The sequence below is a fragment of the Paenibacillus sp. FSL R10-2782 genome (genome assembly GCF_038592985.1).
In the GTDB taxonomy this organism is placed as follows: Bacteria; Bacillota; Bacilli; order Paenibacillales; family Paenibacillaceae; genus Paenibacillus; species Paenibacillus terrae_C.
In genome coordinates, this window is the sequence record NZ_CP151951.1 from 1 (window position 1) to 18,689 (window position 18,689).

General features: G+C 48.0%; 11 protein-coding genes and 3 rRNA genes. 12 read left to right on the top strand and 2 right to left on the bottom strand.

Annotated elements, in window-relative coordinates; genetic code table 11:
* From dnaA to gyrB, 6 genes are all read left to right on the top strand, one after another.
* The gene (gene dnaA / locus NST83_RS00005; protein WP_137060982.1) at positions 1-1,347 is read left to right on the top strand and encodes a chromosomal replication initiator protein DnaA; all 1,347 of its coding nucleotides are present in this window, start codon (positions 1-3) and stop codon (positions 1,345-1,347) included.
* A 186-nt stretch (positions 1,348-1,533) separates the two neighbouring features.
* Complete coding sequence (gene dnaN / locus NST83_RS00010; protein WP_342416138.1) at positions 1,534-2,676, top strand: DNA polymerase III subunit beta; 1,143 nt, start codon at positions 1,534-1,536, stop codon at positions 2,674-2,676.
* Between the two features lie 46 nt (positions 2,677-2,722).
* Positions 2,723-2,941, top strand: a complete 219-nt coding sequence (gene yaaA, locus NST83_RS00015) for a S4 domain-containing protein YaaA (RefSeq protein WP_014279009.1) — start codon at positions 2,723-2,725, stop codon at positions 2,939-2,941.
* Between the two features lie 54 nt (positions 2,942-2,995).
* The gene (recF, locus tag NST83_RS00020) at positions 2,996-4,111 is read left to right on the top strand and encodes a DNA replication/repair protein RecF (RefSeq protein ID WP_342416139.1); all 1,116 of its coding nucleotides are present in this window, start codon (positions 2,996-2,998) and stop codon (positions 4,109-4,111) included.
* A gap of 16 nt (positions 4,112-4,127) precedes the next feature.
* Positions 4,128-4,379, top strand: coding sequence for an extracellular matrix/biofilm biosynthesis regulator RemA family protein (locus NST83_RS00025; RefSeq protein WP_007433255.1), 252 nt, complete (start codon positions 4,128-4,130; stop codon positions 4,377-4,379).
* Between the two features lie 30 nt (positions 4,380-4,409).
* The gene (gene gyrB, locus NST83_RS00030; RefSeq protein ID WP_342416140.1) at positions 4,410-6,320 is read left to right on the top strand and encodes a DNA topoisomerase (ATP-hydrolyzing) subunit B; all 1,911 of its coding nucleotides are present in this window, start codon (positions 4,410-4,412) and stop codon (positions 6,318-6,320) included.
* Between the two features lie 107 nt (positions 6,321-6,427).
* Here the strand turns inward: gyrB and NST83_RS00035 are convergent, their stop codons facing one another.
* Positions 6,428-7,255 carry a YheC/YheD family protein gene (locus tag NST83_RS00035; protein ID WP_342416141.1) on the bottom strand — a complete coding sequence of 276 codons (828 nt, stop codon included), beginning with the start codon at positions 7,253-7,255 and terminating at the stop codon, positions 6,428-6,430.
* Positions 7,256-7,722: 467 nt separating this feature from the next.
* Between NST83_RS00035 and gyrA the strand changes: the two genes are divergently transcribed.
* From gyrA to NST83_RS00065, 6 genes are all read left to right on the top strand, one after another.
* Positions 7,723-10,299, top strand: coding sequence for a DNA gyrase subunit A (gene gyrA / locus NST83_RS00040; protein WP_342416142.1), 2,577 nt, complete (start codon positions 7,723-7,725; stop codon positions 10,297-10,299).
* 215 nt (positions 10,300-10,514) lie between these two features.
* Positions 10,515-11,603 (top strand): HD-GYP domain-containing protein, encoded by a 1,089-nt coding sequence (locus NST83_RS00045; protein WP_342416143.1) that lies wholly within the window; start codon positions 10,515-10,517, stop codon positions 11,601-11,603.
* 366 nt (positions 11,604-11,969) lie between these two features.
* Positions 11,970-13,527: ribosomal RNA gene (locus NST83_RS00050) — 16S ribosomal RNA — on the top strand.
* A 339-nt stretch (positions 13,528-13,866) separates the two neighbouring features.
* Positions 13,867-16,796 (top strand): 23S ribosomal RNA (locus tag NST83_RS00055).
* A gap of 147 nt (positions 16,797-16,943) precedes the next feature.
* Positions 16,944-17,060 (top strand): 5S ribosomal RNA (rrf, locus tag NST83_RS00060).
* Together the 16S, 23S and 5S rRNA genes form the textbook arrangement of a ribosomal RNA operon.
* Before the next feature lie 229 nt (positions 17,061-17,289).
* Positions 17,290-17,709: a hypothetical protein gene (locus tag NST83_RS00065; protein WP_025682455.1), complete on the top strand. Its 420-nt coding sequence runs from the start codon at positions 17,290-17,292 to the stop codon at positions 17,707-17,709.
* Positions 17,710-18,101: 392 nt separating this feature from the next.
* Here NST83_RS00065 and NST83_RS00070 read toward each other — a convergent pair whose 3' ends face one another.
* A complete protein-coding gene (locus tag NST83_RS00070; RefSeq protein WP_137061079.1) occupies positions 18,102-18,626 on the bottom strand; it encodes a hypothetical protein in 525 nt (174 codons plus the stop codon).
* Positions 18,627-18,689 lie beyond the last annotated feature (63 nt).

Consider the following 18,689-nt stretch of genomic DNA (forward strand, 5'->3'; position numbering starts at 1 on the left):
GTGGACAGCCATACCTCTGAACTATGGCAGCAAATTCTATCCATCATACAAACCAAGCTGAGTAAGCCGAGTTACGACACTTGGTTTAAGGCTACCAAGGCAGCGAAACTGAATGACCACTCCATTGTGATTTCTGCACCGACAACTTTTGCCGTGGAATGGCTTGAAAGCCGCTATACCAAGCTAGTCGGGGCAACGGTTTATGAAATTTTGGGCAAGCAGCTGGAGGTCAAGTTCGTCATTGAAGAGAACAAGCCCGCCGAGTTCGATCTCCAGCAACAACCTCAGCAGCAGCCGGTCATACATGAAGAAGCCGTGTCCCATATGCTGAATCCCAAATATACATTCGATACGTTCGTCATCGGATCGGGGAACCGTTTTGCCCATGCAGCATCGCTGGCCGTCGCCGAGGCGCCGGCCAAAGCTTACAACCCGCTGTTTCTGTACGGCGGCGTAGGTCTGGGCAAAACGCATCTGATGCACGCCATCGGGCATTATATTTTGGAGCACAACCCGGCCAGCAAGGTGGTATATTTGTCATCTGAGAAGTTTACTAACGAATTTATTAATGCCATCCGGGACAACCGTGGTGAAAGCTTCCGGAACAAATATCGTAATATTGATATTTTGCTCATCGATGATATTCAGTTTATTGCAGGCAAGGAGTCGACGCAGGAGGAATTTTTTCACACGTTCAATGCGCTTCATGAGGAACGCAAACAAATTATTATATCAAGCGATCGTCCGCCTAAAGAGATCCCAACGCTGGAGGAACGGCTGCGTTCCCGCTTTGAGTGGGGATTGATTACGGATATTCAGCCGCCGGATCTGGAAACGCGAATTGCAATTCTTCGGAAAAAGGCGCGAGCGGAAAACCTGGATATTCCCAATGAGGCCATGATGTATATCGCCAACCAGATTGATACGAACATCCGTGAGCTGGAAGGGGCGCTGATTCGCGTCGTTGCCTATTCCTCGCTGACCAATCAGGATGTGACAAGTCATCTCGCGGCCGAGGCGTTAAAGGATATTATTCCTTCCAGTCGTCCCAAAATGATTACCATTCAGGATATACAGCATCAAGTCGGGGAATTTTACAATCTGCGCCTGGAGGATTTCAAAGCACGCAAGCGGACAAAGGCGGTGGCTTTTCCACGGCAGATCGCTATGTACCTGTCCCGTGAGCTAACCGACTATTCTTTGCCGAAAATTGGAGAAGCCTTCGGTGGACGCGACCATACAACCGTCATTCATGCGCACGAAAAAATCTCCAAATCCATTCAAGTGGATCAGGAGCTGTTCAAAGTTATCAACAGCCTAATTGAAAAAATCAAAAATCCAACCTGAACAAGTTCAGAGCCTATACACAACTTATACACATGTGGATAGGCTTGATTTTATTAGGCTTGCAGCGACTTATCCACATATTCAGTGCGCCTATTACTATTACTAATAGATTTTAAAGATATACATCACCTAAATAAGGCCCGCGTCAACGCGTGCTTGAAGGATTAAAACCCGTAGGAGGAACTTATGAAGATCAGCATTTTGAAAAACGTATTGAACGAGGCTATACAACATGTATCCAAGGCCATATCAAGTCGGACCACGATTCCAATTTTGAGTGGTATTAAGCTGGATGTGAATCATCAGGGAGTAACGTTGACTGCCAGTGATACCGACATCTCCATTCAATCCTTTATTCCTATGGAGGATGGTGACCAAACTGTCGTTCAAGTTGAACAACCGGGAAGTGTTGTACTGCCAGCCAAGTTCTTTGTCGAAATTATCAAGAAGCTGCCGTCTCAGGAGATCCGTATGGAGGTAAAAGACCATTTCCAAACCTTCATCTCATCCGGTGCAACCGAAATTCAGATGGTGGGTCTGGACCCTGAGGAATTCCCGGTGCTTCCAAGCATTGAAGAAAATCAGGTCATCTCTGTACCAGGCGATTTGCTCAAGAACATGATTAAGCAGACCGTTTTCTCCATTTCCACCCACGAAACGACACCTATTTTGACAGGGGTATTGTGGAATTTGGCTGAGGACGAATTGAAATTTGTAGCAACGGACCGCCACCGCCTCGCCACCCGAAGCGCCCGTTTGGAAACGTCTGAAGGCTTGCGTTTCAGCAATGTTGTCATTGCAGGTAAAACGTTGAACGAACTGAGCAAAATTATTCCGGATCAAAATATACTTGTGGATATCGTCGTAGCAGACAACCAGGTATTATTCAAAATTGACCGGGTTCTGTTTTATTCCCGCATTTTGGACGGAACGTATCCGGATACTTCTAGAATTATTCCAACCTCCTACAAAACAGAACTGATTGTGGATACAAAAAGTTTGAGCGAATCCATCGACCGTGCTTATTTGCTGTCCCGTGAGGAAAAAACGAATATTGTAAAAATGCAGTCGCTGGAAAACGGCGGCTTGGAGATTTCCTCCAGCTCCTCTGAGCTGGGTAAAGTACGCGAGGAAGTCACAGTCTCCAAATTTGAGGGAGAGCCGCTCAAAATCTCGTTCAATTCGAAATATATGCTTGATGTGCTGAAGGTGATTGACAGCGAGCAACTGACGATTGCTTTTACCGGCATTATGAGCCCCATCATTTTAAAACCGGCGGACTCCAGCAATGCGCTGTACATCATCCTGCCATATCGCACCACCAACTAACGTCTAGCGTCACCCACCCGAGAACAAGCGAAAGGATGAACAAGCCTTGAAACGGATATCTATACAGACCGAATACATCAAGCTCGATCAATTTTTAAAATTAGCCGATTGTGTTTCTACAGGAGGAATGGCCAAAGCTCTGTTGCAGGAGGGGCAAGTTCGTGTCAACGGTGAGCCGGAAGAACGACGCGGAAGAAAACTGTACCCGGGCGATACCGTAGAAGTAGAGGACAACGGAAGTTTCGAGATCACGGCAGGAGCATGATCGCCTGGTCGGCAAGGACTCCTTTTAGGTGCGGAGTAACAAGGGGGACCCTATGTGTTTGTGAACAACATTGTTTTGCAGCAATATCGGAACTATGAACAGCTGGAGCTGAATGAATTTGGGCCCGTTAATTTGCTGATCGGACAAAATGCGCAGGGCAAAACGAATCTGGTAGAGGCGATTTTTGTCCTGGCTTTGACCAAAAGCCACCGGACGTCGCGCGACAAGGAGTTGATCTCTTTCGGGGCTACCTCGACTCACATTGCTGCGGATGTAGATAAGAAATACGGAAAAATCAGGCTGGATCTGTCGTTATCCACACAAGGAAAAAAAGCGAAGATCAACGGATTGGAGCAGCGAAAGCTAAGCGACTTTATCGGTTCGCTGAATGTCGTTATGTTTGCACCTGAGGATTTGGAAATCGTCAAGGGAACGCCGGGGGTTCGCCGCCGGTTTCTTGACATGGAAATTGGACAGGTTGCTCCAGGATATCTGTACCATTTGCAGCAATACCAGAAAGTGCTGGTCCAGCGTAACAATCTGCTCAAGCAAGCTTGGGGCAAAGATATGGCTTCCGTACAGCTCATGCTGGAGGTTTGGAATGAGCAACTTGTTGAGCACGGTGTTAAAATTGTTAAAAAGCGGAAACAATTTATAACAAAGCTGCAAAAGTGGGCTCAGGCCATTCATGAAGGGATCACTGGAGGAGCTGAAGAGTTAAAATTGACCTATGTTCCCTCCTTCAGCGAGCCGGAGGAAGAAGATGAAGCTGTCTTATTGGAGCGATTTATGATAAAGTTATCCCAAATGAGGGAACAGGAAATCCGCCGTGGTATGACTTTGGCAGGACCCCATCGTGATGATTTGGCCTTTGCCATTAACGGCAGGGAAGTGCATACGTATGGCTCTCAGGGGCAGCAGCGGACGACTGCCCTGTCCTTGAAGCTGGCTGAAATTGAATTAATCCATGAGGAAATTGGTGAATATCCTGTCCTGCTGCTGGATGATGTTCTATCCGAACTGGACCCCTACCGTCAGACCCAACTGATCGAGACCTTCCAGAGCAAGGTGCAGACCTTTATCACGGCAACCGGTATTGAGACCTTGAATGCAGAACGGCTCAAGGATGCCAGTATTTACCACGTCCACGACGGGCATGTGGAACACTAAGGAGTGAGTGACCGCTATGTATATTCATCTGGGTGGAGAAAAAATCATCCGCTCGTCAGAGCTTGTGGCTATTTTCGATATCTCGATTGAAAAATCCTCTAAAATCTCCAAGCAGTACGTGAACCACGCCCAACAGCAAAAGCATGTCGAGATGATTGGTGAAGAGGAAGCCAAGTCCATCGTGGTGACTCAAAATACGGTGTATTATTCCCCCATCTCCTCAACAACTCTCAAAAAGCGGGCAAACCAGTTTGTTGCCAATGCTTAACCATAGAATCTATAGAAGTAGGTGAAAGGCATGTCTATGAATCAACCGTCTTATGATGCGGGTGAGATTCAGGTCCTGGAGGGCCTGGAGGCGGTTCGGAAACGTCCCGGGATGTATATCGGTTCCACCAGTGCCAAAGGGCTCCATCATCTGGTCTGGGAAGTTGTGGACAACAGCATTGACGAAGCGCTGGCAGGCTATTGTGACAGCATTCAAGTTGTCGTTCACGAAGATAACAGCGTCACCGTTACAGATAACGGACGCGGTATTCCGGTAAGCGAACACGCCAAAATGAAAAAATCTGCGCTGGAAGTAGTCATGACTGTACTTCACGCAGGTGGTAAATTCGGAGGTGGGGGGTACAAGGTATCCGGCGGTCTGCACGGCGTTGGTGTATCCGTAGTGAACGCCCTCTCCAGCAAAATGATCGTTCACGTTAAACGGGATGGACATGTGTATGAGCAGGAGTACCATCGTGGTGCTCCGCAGTATGATGTCAGAGTCATTGGCGATACGGACGAAACCGGTACCCAAACGACGTTTTACCCGGACGATCAAATTTTTACAGAAACGACTGTATATGACTATGATACGCTCCAAACGCGGATTCGTGAGCTGGCTTTCCTGAACAAAGGAATTGCGATTAGCCTGACTGATGAACGGACTGGCGCCAGTGATACGTTCCACTACGAGGGCGGAATCAGTGAATACGTACAATTTCTGAATCAGAAAAGAGAAGCGCTTCATGAGCAACCGATCTATGTCGAAGGCTCACGCGATATGATTCAAGTCGAAGTTGCGCTGCAATATAACGACAGCTATACCGAAAATATTTATTCTTTCGCCAACAACATCAACACCCATGAAGGCGGCACCCACGAATCTGGCTTCAAGAGCGCATTGACCCGGATCATTAACGATTATGCACGCAAAAATGGCTTTATCAAGGACAACACGGCCAACTTGACGGGTGACGATGTGCGTGAAGGACTGACAGCGATTATCTCCGTCAAAATCCCGGAACCACAGTTTGAAGGTCAGACCAAAACGAAGCTGGGTAACAGTGAGGTACGCGGGATTGTCGAATCCCTGTTCGCAGAGAAACTTCAGGAATTTCTGGAGGAAAATCCGTCTGTCTCGCGCCGCGTTGTTGATAAATCATTACAAGCAGCCCGTGCTCGTGAGGCTGCACGGAAAGCGCGTGAGCTGACTCGTCGTAAAAGTGCGCTGGAAATCAGCTCTCTCCCAGGTAAGCTGGCAGACTGTTCTTCCAAGGATGCGTCGATTAGCGAACTGTACATCGTTGAAGGCGATTCAGCGGGCGGATCGGCCAAGCAAGGCCGTGATCGTCACTTTCAGGCTATTTTGCCTATTCGCGGTAAAATCCTGAATGTCGAGAAGGCACGTTTGGATCGTATTTTGTCCAGTGATGAAATTCGGTCAATGGTAACGGCTATGGGAACGGGGATTGGCGACGATTTTGATATTGCTAAAGCTCGTTATCACAAGGTCATTATCATGACCGATGCGGACGTCGATGGAGCCCATATTCGGACGCTATTGCTGACATTTTTCTATCGGTACTTGCGTAAAATTATTGACGCCGGTTATGTCTATATTGCTCAGCCGCCGCTGTTTAAGGTAGAGCGCAATAAGGTCGTACGTTATGCAAACTCTGAAGCCGAACGTGATGCTATCATCAGTGAATTCGGAGAAAATGCGAAGTACAACGTACAGCGTTATAAAGGCCTGGGTGAAATGAACGCAACCCAGTTGTGGGAAACGACAATGGACCCTGAGAGCCGTACAATGCTTCAAGTTACCATCAGTGATGCCATGCTGGCTGATACGATGTTCGATACCCTAATGGGCGATAATGTTGAACCGCGTCGCGACTTTATTCAGGAGCACGCCAAGTACGTGAAAAATCTTGATGTTTAATACATGATGTGATTTTAGAAAGAATTCACCAAGGGGCGCTCAGATGGAGCGTCCCTTGTCTTGTCATTAACCCGTCGGAGAAAATTTGAATATTTAATTTCAAAGCTTTACGCCTTTTTCTTAGTGCGTGCAGGCTTACCCGTGGATGCTGTATAACGGCCGTAGCCTACAGCATACCTGAATATTTTATGATATAGGCTTTTGTTGGGCAGGGAAGAGAACACCTTAATGGCTGGCCTCGTATTCACTTCCAAAATCCACGGATAGATTTGCTGATCCAGTCCTATATCCAAACCAATTTCCTTCAAGCGGGGATACCTCTTTTGCAACTGCCAAGCTACCCGCTCGCCCATTTTCGATAGCTTTTGCTCCAGCCGTACCGCTTCCTTTACATCCAGATATGGAGCTACCAGTTCATTGAAAAAGCGTGTTGTGCCTCCGCTGTGATGATTGGTGACGACTTTGTCGGGAGCAGCAACACGCCCTATGATGAGCGTCGTTTCCCATTGCTTTCTTAAGTTCATCTGCGTTAATACTCGTAGATCAAAGGGTCGTGCATCATGATGAAGAAGGGGGATTCCTCGTTGAATTAGATAGGGACGCTTCCGTATGCGGTGAGAAACTGCTTTATGCAGGTCTTCCAGATTTTCGAAGGTATGGGTCTCTACCTCATAACGGAGGATGTACCACGTTCTTTCTCCGATAATTCCCTCTTCATTCGGCGGAAGTGGTTCAGTGAGTCTCTCTGCCCGCATAACCCCTTTCCCATAAGTACCGTTATCCGGCTTAATATAGACGGTTCCGTACAATGCCAGCATTTCATTCAAATGCTCCATTGCATACAAACGTGTTTCCGGTACATAAGCGGACAACATTGAATTGGGGAGAATGATATTTGTTTTGGTCCACTTACTGGATACTCGTTGAATAGACAAGTATTCTCATCCCTTTCTTTTGGAAATGTAAGCTACGTTCATGGAAATTACAACGCTTGAACAAAACAAGGGAAACTAAAGGACAAGTGCGTAAAACAATGATATAATAGAGAAATACGGCGTTTTTTCGGAATTGTGCTCAGTTAACCCTGACCGTATACGTATTGTATGTGGAAAAGGCCTTCAGGGTGGGGGCTAATCCCCAGTTCGGGGGAATTTGTCATAATCATGACCTGTGAGTTGTATGATGGGTAGCCATCTGCTGCTCATAGCAGGGCAATCACTGAGAGTTTTACGCTGTAAAGCGGACAGATGCGTTTAATTGTGCTCTTTTTGTGAAAGTAATATAATTATACAGATGAGGATTTCAGCCAAAATCCTGCGCACAGAGCGGAGTATATAGGCAGTGTCTTGTTAGGCTTTTCACATAGAGAGCAATGTATTGAAGGATGAGAAGGAGGACCAGCATGGCGGATCAAAAAAACTCGCAAATCATCAACAGGGATATCGGAGTGGAAATGCGCGAATCCTTTATGGATTATGCCATGAGTATTATTGTTAGCCGTGCCTTGCCTGATGTGCGGGACGGACTGAAGCCGGTACACCGACGTATTTTGTTTGCGATGTCCGAGCTAGGCATGTCGCCAGACAAGCCATACAAAAAATCGGCAAGAATCGTCGGTGAAGTTATCGGTAAATATCACCCTCATGGTGATACGGCCGTATACGATACGATGGTTCGGATGGCGCAGGATTTTTCCTTGCGTTATATGCTGGTGGACGGACACGGTAACTTTGGCTCCGTTGATGGAGATATGGCGGCTGCGATGCGTTACACGGAAGCACGATTGTCGAAGATCGCGATGGAAATGCTGCGTGATCTGAACAAAGAGACCGTTGATTTTATGCCGAACTACGATGGGGAGGAGAACGAGCCGGTCGTGTTGCCTGCACGTTATCCTAACTTGCTGGTGAACGGTGTCGGCGGGATTGCGGTCGGAATGGCTACTAATATTCCTCCGCATAACTTAGGAGAGGTTATTGACGGTGTACAAGCACTGATTGAGAACCCTGACATTACACCGATGGAACTGATGGATTATATTCAAGGGCCGGATTTCCCGACAGCAGGCTATATCTTGGGACGCTCGGGCATTCGTCAGGCATACCAGACCGGCCGCGGATCTGTAACTATGCGTGCGAAGACCACCATAGAAGAGATTGGCAATAAAGCACGGATTATCGTGCATGAGCTGCCTTACCAAGTAAATAAGGCTCGTTTGGTCGAAAAAGTTGCTGAATTAGTACGTGACAAACGTATTGAGGGTATCACCGATCTGCGGGATGAATCAGACCGTACGGGCATGCGTGTCGTTATGGAGTTGCGCAGGGATGTGAACCCGAACGTTGTTCTGAACAATTTGTTCAAGCATACGGCAATGCAGTCCACTTTCGGTATCAATATGCTCGCAATTGTAAATAACGAGCCGAAGATTCTGAACCTGAAAGATGTCTTGTATCATTACCTCAAGCATCAGGTTGAAGTCATTCGTCGTCGTACAGAATTTGATCTAAAAAAAGCCGAGGCCAGAGCACACATTCTGGAAGGCTTGCGCACTGCCCTTGACCATCTGGACGAGGTCATTGCATTAATTCGTTCCTCACAGACCGCAGAAGCAGCACGTGAAGGATTGATTGAACGGTTCTCGCTGTCTCACGAGCAGGCTCAGGCCATTCTGGATATGCGTCTGCAACGCCTGACTGGCTTGGAACGTGAGAAGATCGAGAACGAATACAATGAGTTGTTGCAAAAGATTGCGGAATACCGCGAAATTTTGGCCAACGAGCATCTGGTGCTTAACATTATCAGCGAAGAGCTTAATGAGCTAAGAGGGCGTTTCGCAGATGAACGCCGTACTGAAATTACAGTGGGTGAAGAGAGTATTCTGGACGAGGATCTTATTCCGCGTGAGGATGTTATCATTACTGTAACCCATACCGGATATATTAAGCGTCTTCCCGTGACTACTTATCGTAGTCAAAAACGTGGCGGTCGTGGTGTAGTGGGGATGGATACCAAGGATGAGGATTTCGTAGAGCATCTGTTCATTACGAATTCACATCATCATTTGTTATTCTTCACCGACAAGGGGAAAGTATATCGGATTAAGGCCTATGAGATTCCTGATCTGAGCAGGACAGCCCGGGGGACACCGATCATTAACCTGATTCAAATTGAGCAGGGTGAGTCGATCAATGCGGTCATTCCAATTGAGGAATTTGTAGAGGACAGCTACCTGTTCTTTGCTACTCAGCAAGGGATTATCAAGAAGACACCGCTCGATAACTACGCTAATATCCGTAAGGGCGGCTTGATTGCTATCAACCTGCGTGAGGATGATGCCCTGATCGAAGTGAAGCTGACCGATGGACAGCAGGAAATGATCATTGGTACGGCGCAAGGTATGTCTATTCGCTTCCCTGAGAGTGATGTACGTTCCATGGGTCGTAGTGCTACTGGGGTTAAAGGTATTACTCTCGACAAGAGTGACGCTGTAATAGGCATGGATATTGTTGATACTAGCCTGGATATCCTGATCGTAACGGCCAAAGGATATGGCAAACGTACGCCTGTAGTGGATTACCGTATTCAAAGCCGTGGAGGTAAGGGGATCAAGACGATTAACGTCACAGATAAAAATGGTCCAGTTGTCGGCCTCAAGGTTGTAAAAACCGAAGAGGATCTAATGATCATTACAGCCAGCGGAACTTTGATTCGGACCAGCATGGAAGAAATTTCGACGATGGGTCGGAATACACAAGGGGTAAGGTTGATCAACATCCGCGAAGATGATTCAGTTGCTACCGTTTGTCGTGCGAACAAGAATGAGGAGCAAGATGAATTGCTAGATGAACTGCTTGATGAGCAGAATCCTAACCTAGAAGTTGGTGAGGGTGCATCTCCATCAACAGATGATTCAGCCCTTGGGACGGATGTAGAAGGAACACAAGGTAACGATTCGGAGCCTTCTGAAGACGCATAACAATCCACCGATATAAACAGTGGTATTGGTTTCTAAATGACGGGGAAGACTCCTTGGCCATTGGTCAGGGAGTCTTTTTCTATTGCCGAAAAATGAATACAGCAAGTATGCTACAAATCATATAAAATGAATGTACAGGAGCAAGTTCAAGTAATATAATGACATAATAAAAACTGACAGCTAGAGCTGCTGCTATGAGAACAGAGAGGTTGACCATGACAACAGTTTCCGTATCCGAATTAAAAGCAGGACTAAGATTGCAAAGCGACGTATTTACTGAAATGGGCAGCTTGCTGCTTCCGAAGGGCCGTATTCTGCTACCGCGTGATTTGGAGATTTTACAAGCGTTCCTGATCCAGCAAGTAGAAGTAGGGCCTGATGGTTTGGAAAAAGCTGGTGAAGATCATGCTACTGCCCGAGTTGGAGCGCCTGAATCGCAATTCCCTTCGCTAGAGGAGCGAGATGAGTCCGTTTTATTTCAGGAAGAGTACGACAAAATGGTGATGCTCGTGAAAAATGCGTTCCAATCGGTACTCGTATCTAATTTATCCATATATGAGTTGCGGGGGCAGCTGGAAGCCTTGCTGGTATACATCCAGCGCTATAATGTAATGACATATTCTCCGCGTGCCATGATTGAAGTTGATTATATTTTTCATAATGCGGTCCTAACCTCTCTGACCTCGTATTCTATTGCTCAATGGATTGGCTTGCCCCAAAAGGACTGGATGCAGGTTGCTTTTGCCGGATTACTCCATGATATTGGGAATGCTAAAATGGACCCGGACATTCTGTACAAGCCTTCTACATTAACGTGGGAGGAGCAGGAAGAAATTCGACAGCATACCTCATTAGGCTACCAATTACTCAAAAATGTGAAGGCCATTAATGAAGGAGTACGTCTGGCAGCTCTTCAGCATCATGAGAAAGTGGATGGTACCGGATATCCATTGCGACTCAAAGGGGAGCAAATTCATATTTACGCTAAAATCGTTGGAGTGGCTGATGTATTCCATGCCATGACGCTGGAGAAGACCTACCGACCAGCACAATCCCCGTATCTGGTACTGGAGCAAATCAAATCGGAATCCTTTGGTAAGCTGGACCCGGGTGTTGTACAGGTTTTCATCCAAAAGCTTACTCAATTCAATAACGGAACCAAGGTGCGTCTCAATGATAGCCGTACAGGGGAAATCATATTTGCCGATCGAGACCATCCGACACGTCCGTTGGTGCAGGTAAACGGAGAAATCGTTAACTTAATGCTTCAAAGAGAGCTTTATATTGAGTGTATTGTTACTTAAGTATTTTTTTTTGAAAAAACAGTTGCACAATATAATAAAAGTATGATATATTATTTCTTGTCGCTTCTAGTGTTATCAAATAAGAGCGAAAAACACTTTTAAAAAAAGTGTTGACACAACTGAGAGAAACATGATATACTATAAAAGTTGCTGAGGGGATGAAATAAACCCTGAAGCAGACGCGAAATGTTTGATCTTTGAAAACTGAACAACGAGTGAGTACGGATTTTGCTTGCAAAATCCAACGCTGAAATTTTGGTACATGCCGTCAGGCTGTATAAAATGGAAGCGAACAATGAGATATTTTATCTCGTCAGTTTCAAAATGAGCAAATCGCTCTTTCTATAAACCAGCTTCGGTTGGTCTTTAATGGAGAGTTTGATCCTGGCTCAGGACGAACGCTGGCGGCGTGCCTAATACATGCAAGTCGAGCGGGGTTGTTTGAGAAGCTTGCTTCTCAAACAACCTAGCGGCGGACGGGTGAGTAACACGTAGGCAACCTGCCCCTCAGACTGGGATAACTACCGGAAACGGTAGCTAATACCGGATACATCCTTTCCCTGCATGGGGAGAGGAGGAAAGACGGAGTAATCTGTCACTGATGGATGGGCCTGCGGCGCATTAGCTAGTTGGTGGGGTAAAGGCCTACCAAGGCGACGATGCGTAGCCGACCTGAGAGGGTGATCGGCCACACTGGGACTGAGACACGGCCCAGACTCCTACGGGAGGCAGCAGTAGGGAATCTTCCGCAATGGGCGAAAGCCTGACGGAGCAACGCCGCGTGAGTGATGAAGGTTTTCGGATCGTAAAGCTCTGTTGCCAGGGAAGAACGTCTTGTAGAGTAACTGCTACAAGAGTGACGGTACCTGAGAAGAAAGCCCCGGCTAACTACGTGCCAGCAGCCGCGGTAATACGTAGGGGGCAAGCGTTGTCCGGAATTATTGGGCGTAAAGCGCGCGCAGGCGGCTCTTTAAGTCTGGTGTTTAATCCCGAGGCTCAACTTCGGGTCGCACTGGAAACTGGGGAGCTTGAGTGCAGAAGAGGAGAGTGGAATTCCACGTGTAGCGGTGAAATGCGTAGATATGTGGAGGAACACCAGTGGCGAAGGCGACTCTCTGGGCTGTAACTGACGCTGAGGCGCGAAAGCGTGGGGAGCAAACAGGATTAGATACCCTGGTAGTCCACGCCGTAAACGATGAATGCTAGGTGTTAGGGGTTTCGATACCCTTGGTGCCGAAGTTAACACATTAAGCATTCCGCCTGGGGAGTACGGTCGCAAGACTGAAACTCAAAGGAATTGACGGGGACCCGCACAAGCAGTGGAGTATGTGGTTTAATTCGAAGCAACGCGAAGAACCTTACCAGGTCTTGACATCCCCCTGACCGGTCTAGAGATAGACCTTTCCTTCGGGACAGGGGAGACAGGTGGTGCATGGTTGTCGTCAGCTCGTGTCGTGAGATGTTGGGTTAAGTCCCGCAACGAGCGCAACCCTTATGCTTAGTTGCCAGCAGGTCAAGCTGGGCACTCTAAGCAGACTGCCGGTGACAAACCGGAGGAAGGTGGGGATGACGTCAAATCATCATGCCCCTTATGACCTGGGCTACACACGTACTACAATGGCCGGTACAACGGGAAGCGAAAGAGCGATCTGGAGCGAATCCTAGAAAAGCCGGTCTCAGTTCGGATTGCAGGCTGCAACTCGCCTGCATGAAGTCGGAATTGCTAGTAATCGCGGATCAGCATGCCGCGGTGAATACGTTCCCGGGTCTTGTACACACCGCCCGTCACACCACGAGAGTTTACAACACCCGAAGTCGGTGGGGTAACCCGCAAGGGAGCCAGCCGCCGAAGGTGGGGTAGATGATTGGGGTGAAGTCGTAACAAGGTAGCCGTATCGGAAGGTGCGGCTGGATCACCTCCTTTCTATGGAGAATCGTTTCCTGCAACGGAAACATTCAAATATGAAGCGTAAGCTTCAAACACTTACTCACTCGTTGCTCAGTTTTGAGAGCTCAAACTCTCTAGCTTCGACGAATGTTTCATTCACACATCCGTGTGGAACCGAAATATTCATCGGGTTTCGCTTCTTTGAAGCGAATTGCACCTTGAAAACTGGATACCGAAACGAAATTGCGTTTTAGAATATTCCTTTACGCTGATCTTGTGTAAACAAGTGAAATAAAGGTAGCTGCCTTGAATTTCATTCACACATTCGTGTGGAACCGAAATTCAAAGCAAATCGCATTTACGAAGTAAATGCTAGGTTAAGCTACAAAGAGCACACGGAGGATGCCTAGGCGCCAGGAGCCGACGAAGGACGTGGCGAACAACGATAAAGCCTCGGGGAGCTGTAAGCAAGCTTTGATCCGGGGATGTCCGAATGGGGAAACCCGGCTGTCTTCATCGACAGTCACTTTCTGCTGAATACATAGGCAGAACAGAGGCATACCAGGGGAACTGAAACATCTAAGTACCCTGAGGAAGAGAAAACAATAGTGATTCCGTCAGTAGCGGCGAGCGAACGCGGATTAGCCCAAACCAAGGAGCTTGCTCCTTGGGGTTGTGGGACGTCTCACATGGAGTTACAAAGGAACCGGTTAGATGAAGAGGTCTGGAAAGGCCCGCCAGAGAAGGTAAAAGCCCTGTAGTTCAAAACCTGTTCCCTCCGAGACGGATCCCGAGTAGTGCGGGGCACGTGAAACCCCGTATGAATCCGGCAGGACCATCTGCCAAGGCTAAATACTCCCTGGCGACCGATAGTGAAGCAGTACCGTGAGGGAAAGGTGAAAAGCACCCCGGAAGGGGAGTGAAATAGATCCTGAAACCGTGTGCTTACAAGAAGTCAGAGCCCGATCTATGGGTGATGGCGTGCCTTTTGTAGAATGAACCGGCGAGTTACGTTCCCGTGCAAGGTTAAGGTGAAAAACTGTAGCCGTAGCGAAAGCGAGTCTGAATAGGGCGACTTGAGTACGTGGACGTAGACCCGAAACCGGGTGATCTACCCCTGTCCAGGGTGAAGGTGCGGTAACACGCACTGGAGGCCCGAACCCACGCATGTTGAAAAATGCGGGGATGAGGTGGGGGTAGCGGAGAAATTCCAATCGAACCCGGAGATAGCTGGTTCTCCCCGAAATAGCTTTAGGGCTAGCCTCGGAATAAGAGTCGTGGAGGTAGAGCACTGATTGGGTGCGGGGCCCGCAAGGGTTACCAAGCTCAGTCAAACTCCGAATGCCATAGACTTGGTTCCGGGAGTCAGACAGTGAGTGCTAAGATCCATTGTCGAAAGGGAAACAGCCCAGACCATCAGCTAAGGTCCCCAAGTGTGTGTTAAGTGGGAAAGGATGTGGAGTTGCACAGACAACCAGGATGTTGGCTTAGAAGCAGCCACCATTGAAAGAGTGCGTAATAGCTCACTGGTCGAGTGACTCTGCGCCGAAAATGTAACGGGGCTAAACACGCCACCGAAGCTATGGCTTGATACTTAGGTATCAGGGGTAGGGGAGCGTTGAATGCGGGTTGAAGGTGTACCGTAAGGAGCGCTGGACTGCATTCAAGTGAGAATGCCGGTATGAGTAACGAAAAGATCTGTGAGAATCAGATCCGCCGAAAGCCTAAGGGTTCCTGAGGAAGGTTCGTCCGCTCAGGGTAAGTCGGGACCTAAGGCGAGGCCGAAAGGCGTAGTCGAAGGACAACAGGTCGAAATTCCTGTACCACCGTAATCCGTTATGAGCGATGGGGTGACGCAGTAGGGTAGTGACGCGGACTGATGGATGTCCGTCTAAGCAGTGAGGCTGGTGTGTAGGCAAATCCGCACATCGTAAGGCTGGGCTGTGATGGGGAGCGAAAATTACAGTAGCGAAGGTCATGATCTCAGACTGCCAAGAAAAGCCTCTAGCCAGGAGAAGGTGCCCGTACCGCAAACCGACACAGGTAGGCGAGAAGAGAATTCTAAGGCGCGCGGAAGAACTCTCGTTAAGGAACTCGGCAAAATGACCCCGTAACTTCGGGAGAAGGGGTGCCTCGGTAGGGTGAATAGCCCGAGGGGGCCGCAGTGAAAAGGCCCAAGCGACTGTTTAGCAAAAACACAGGTCTGTGCGAAGCCGCAAGGCGAAGTATACGGGCTGACGCCTGCCCGGTGCTGGAAGGTTAAGGGGAGTGGTAAGTCCTTTTAGGGCGAAGCTATGAACCGAAGCCCCAGTAAACGGCGGCCGTAACTATAACGGTCCTAAGGTAGCGAAATTCCTTGTCAGGTAAATTCTGACCCGCACGAATGGCGTAACGACTTGGGCGCTGTCTCAACGAGAGATCCGGTGAAATTTTAATACCTGTGAAGATGCAGGTTACCCGCGACAAGACGGAAAGACCCCATGGAGCTTTACTGCAGCTTGATATTGAATTTGGGTACGATCTGTACAGGATAGGTGGGAGCCTGAGAGACTTGAGCGCCAGCTTGAGAGGAGGCATCCTTGGGATACCACCCTGATCGTATCTAGGTTCTAACTTGGTACCGTGATCCGGTACGAGGACAGTGTCAGGTGGGCAGTTTGACTGGGGCGGTCGCCTCCTAAAGAGTAACGGAGGCGCCCCAAGGTTCCCTCAGAATGGTTGGAAATCATTCGAAGAGTGCAAAGGCAGAAGGGAGCTTGACTGCGAGACCTACAAGTCGAGCAGGGACGAAAGTCGGGCTTAGTGATCCGGTGGTACCGCATGGAAGGGCCATCGCTCAACGGATAAAAGCTACCCTGGGGATAACAGGCTTATCTCCCCCAAGAGTCCACATCGACGGGGAGGTTTGGCACCTCGATGTCGGCTCATCGCATCCTGGGGCTGAAGTAGGTCCCAAGGGTTGGGCTGTTCGCCCATTAAAGCGGTACGCGAGCTGGGTTCAGAACGTCGTGAGACAGTTCGGTCCCTATCTGTCGTGGGCGTAGGAAATTTGAGAGGAGCTGTCCTTAGTACGAGAGGACCGGGATGGACGTACCGCTGGTGTACCAGTTGTTCCGCCAGGAGCACCGCTGGGTAGCTATGTACGGAAGGGATAAGCGCTGAAAGCATCTAAGCGTGAAGCCCCCCTCAAGATGAGATTTCCCAGTATGTAAGACCCCTTGAAGACGACGAGGTAGATAGGTTGGGGGTGGAAGTGCAGTAATGCATGAAGCTGACCAATACTAATCGGTCGAGGGCTTATCCTAAAGTATAGAACGCAATGGAGTTTCGGATCCAGTTTTCAGGGTGTAAGCTTTGTATAGTATAAGCTCAAGTAGCTTATATGAGACAAGCGAACACACAGCATTTGGCGATGCTGATTCCTGAAAAAGAATTTACGATGTAAATTCATGTTTGGTGGCGATAGCGGAGGGGTTCCACACGTACCCATCCCGAACACGACCGTTAAGCCCTCCAGCGCCGATGGTACTTGGACCGCAGGGTCCTGGGAGAGTAGGACGTCGCCAAGCAAAAGAAAAAAGGATCATAATCTCTTGGAGATTATGATCCTTTTTTGCGTACGTATATTTTAGAAATGCTCTTGCCAAAGGAAGGTAACATTTTTGTTACGGAATGTTAGTGGGAACCCGGTATAATATAGGTACTGAATCCCATATACACACGCTGCGTTCTTGCAGAATTATGCAAATTCTCAAATAGGGTTTGTATAGTGAATCAAGCTGGTAAGGAGGGGAGATCATGCGGCGAAATAAATGGCTTGCTCTATTGGTGCTATTCAGTGTCGCTGTCGCGATTCTTACCGGGTGCGGGACAGAGGAACCTTCTTGGACATCGTTTGAGGGTGCAGCGAACGAAAAGACGTTTCCGGTCCCTAAAGAAGCGAGTAAAACTGATCGGGCCAGCAGTAACTCAGACATGGACTATGTACGCTATGCATTACCGGCTTTGAAGGAAAGTGATAGCTTGCCTGCCCCCTATCTGGAGGAAATTGCAGCCTGGGGCTGGACAGAAGAACCGAATCTATCGACTTTTAATCAGAAAGTATTCCTGAAAAATAAACATATGGTGCACTTGTCTGTGCATGATGGTTCTTTTACTGTATTGGTCCCGAAGGATGGTAAGGCTGCTGCGAAAAGCAAAAGTGTAGATCTTAATTAGTGATTTCACGGTTCTCAACCCGGATACAGCGGGCTGCGGACATAGGGACTCCTTTAAGTAAGTCACAGGCGACCTAAAATGTAAAAGATAAGATGCTAAGTATAATGAATGATAAAGCATAAGGAAGCACTCGAAACTGCTGTTGTTAAGTAGATGGGGCTTCCTTTTCTATATTGATTGGTATATTAGTTAACCTATCTATGAGGTCAGGGGTAAGGAATGAGGATCAGACAATCCAACAAGAGTGTTAAAGGGTAGTGTGGAATGGGGAGGAAGATAAAAAGGAACAACCTTATGGGGTTGCTCCTTTTTTGAATATGCGGTTCTAGTTCATTGGAGATATGCCAGATCAGGTATAAGCTTCTAACTATATGGATAGATGAATGGCTAGTCTACTGCTGATAATATGAGGCATCTTCATCGGTGAACTTCAACATGCCATCTTTCCTTTCGCCTGTAAGACGGCTCAGGATGTATAGGCGCGGTGCAATAAGCCACAGATGCCAAAAGAGCAAGGATACAGTAAAGGCTGGTGGAGACCAGAGAATGAATACAGCCGACAAGCAGATGCCGATCCATAGCGTATGTATATGCACACGGCGAAAGAGGCCGTAGCCTATGTACTGGTCTGTCATATAACCCAGCCAAGGCAGCTTGCGGTGAAATGCCCAGCGCTTGCGGAAGGCTGTTTTGCTTATGAACAGTACAGATCGGGAGATCACGAAGTGTACCCATAAGGTCAGGAAGAAAGCTAGAACAAACAAAAACAGGCTAGTCCATGAAAAGGCAAGAAGCAGGAAAAGAAGCATAATTACAGGCAACGAGATGTGACTCCATATCAGCTGACGTGGAATACTGATTTTTTTAATGAGCTTGTAGTGATAGTAGGTAGCTTTGGTTCCGGTTTCCTCTGTCATGCAAACAGTCCTTTCATTAATCTACTGCATCACAAGTGACTTCTCAACCGCCCACAGCCGGAA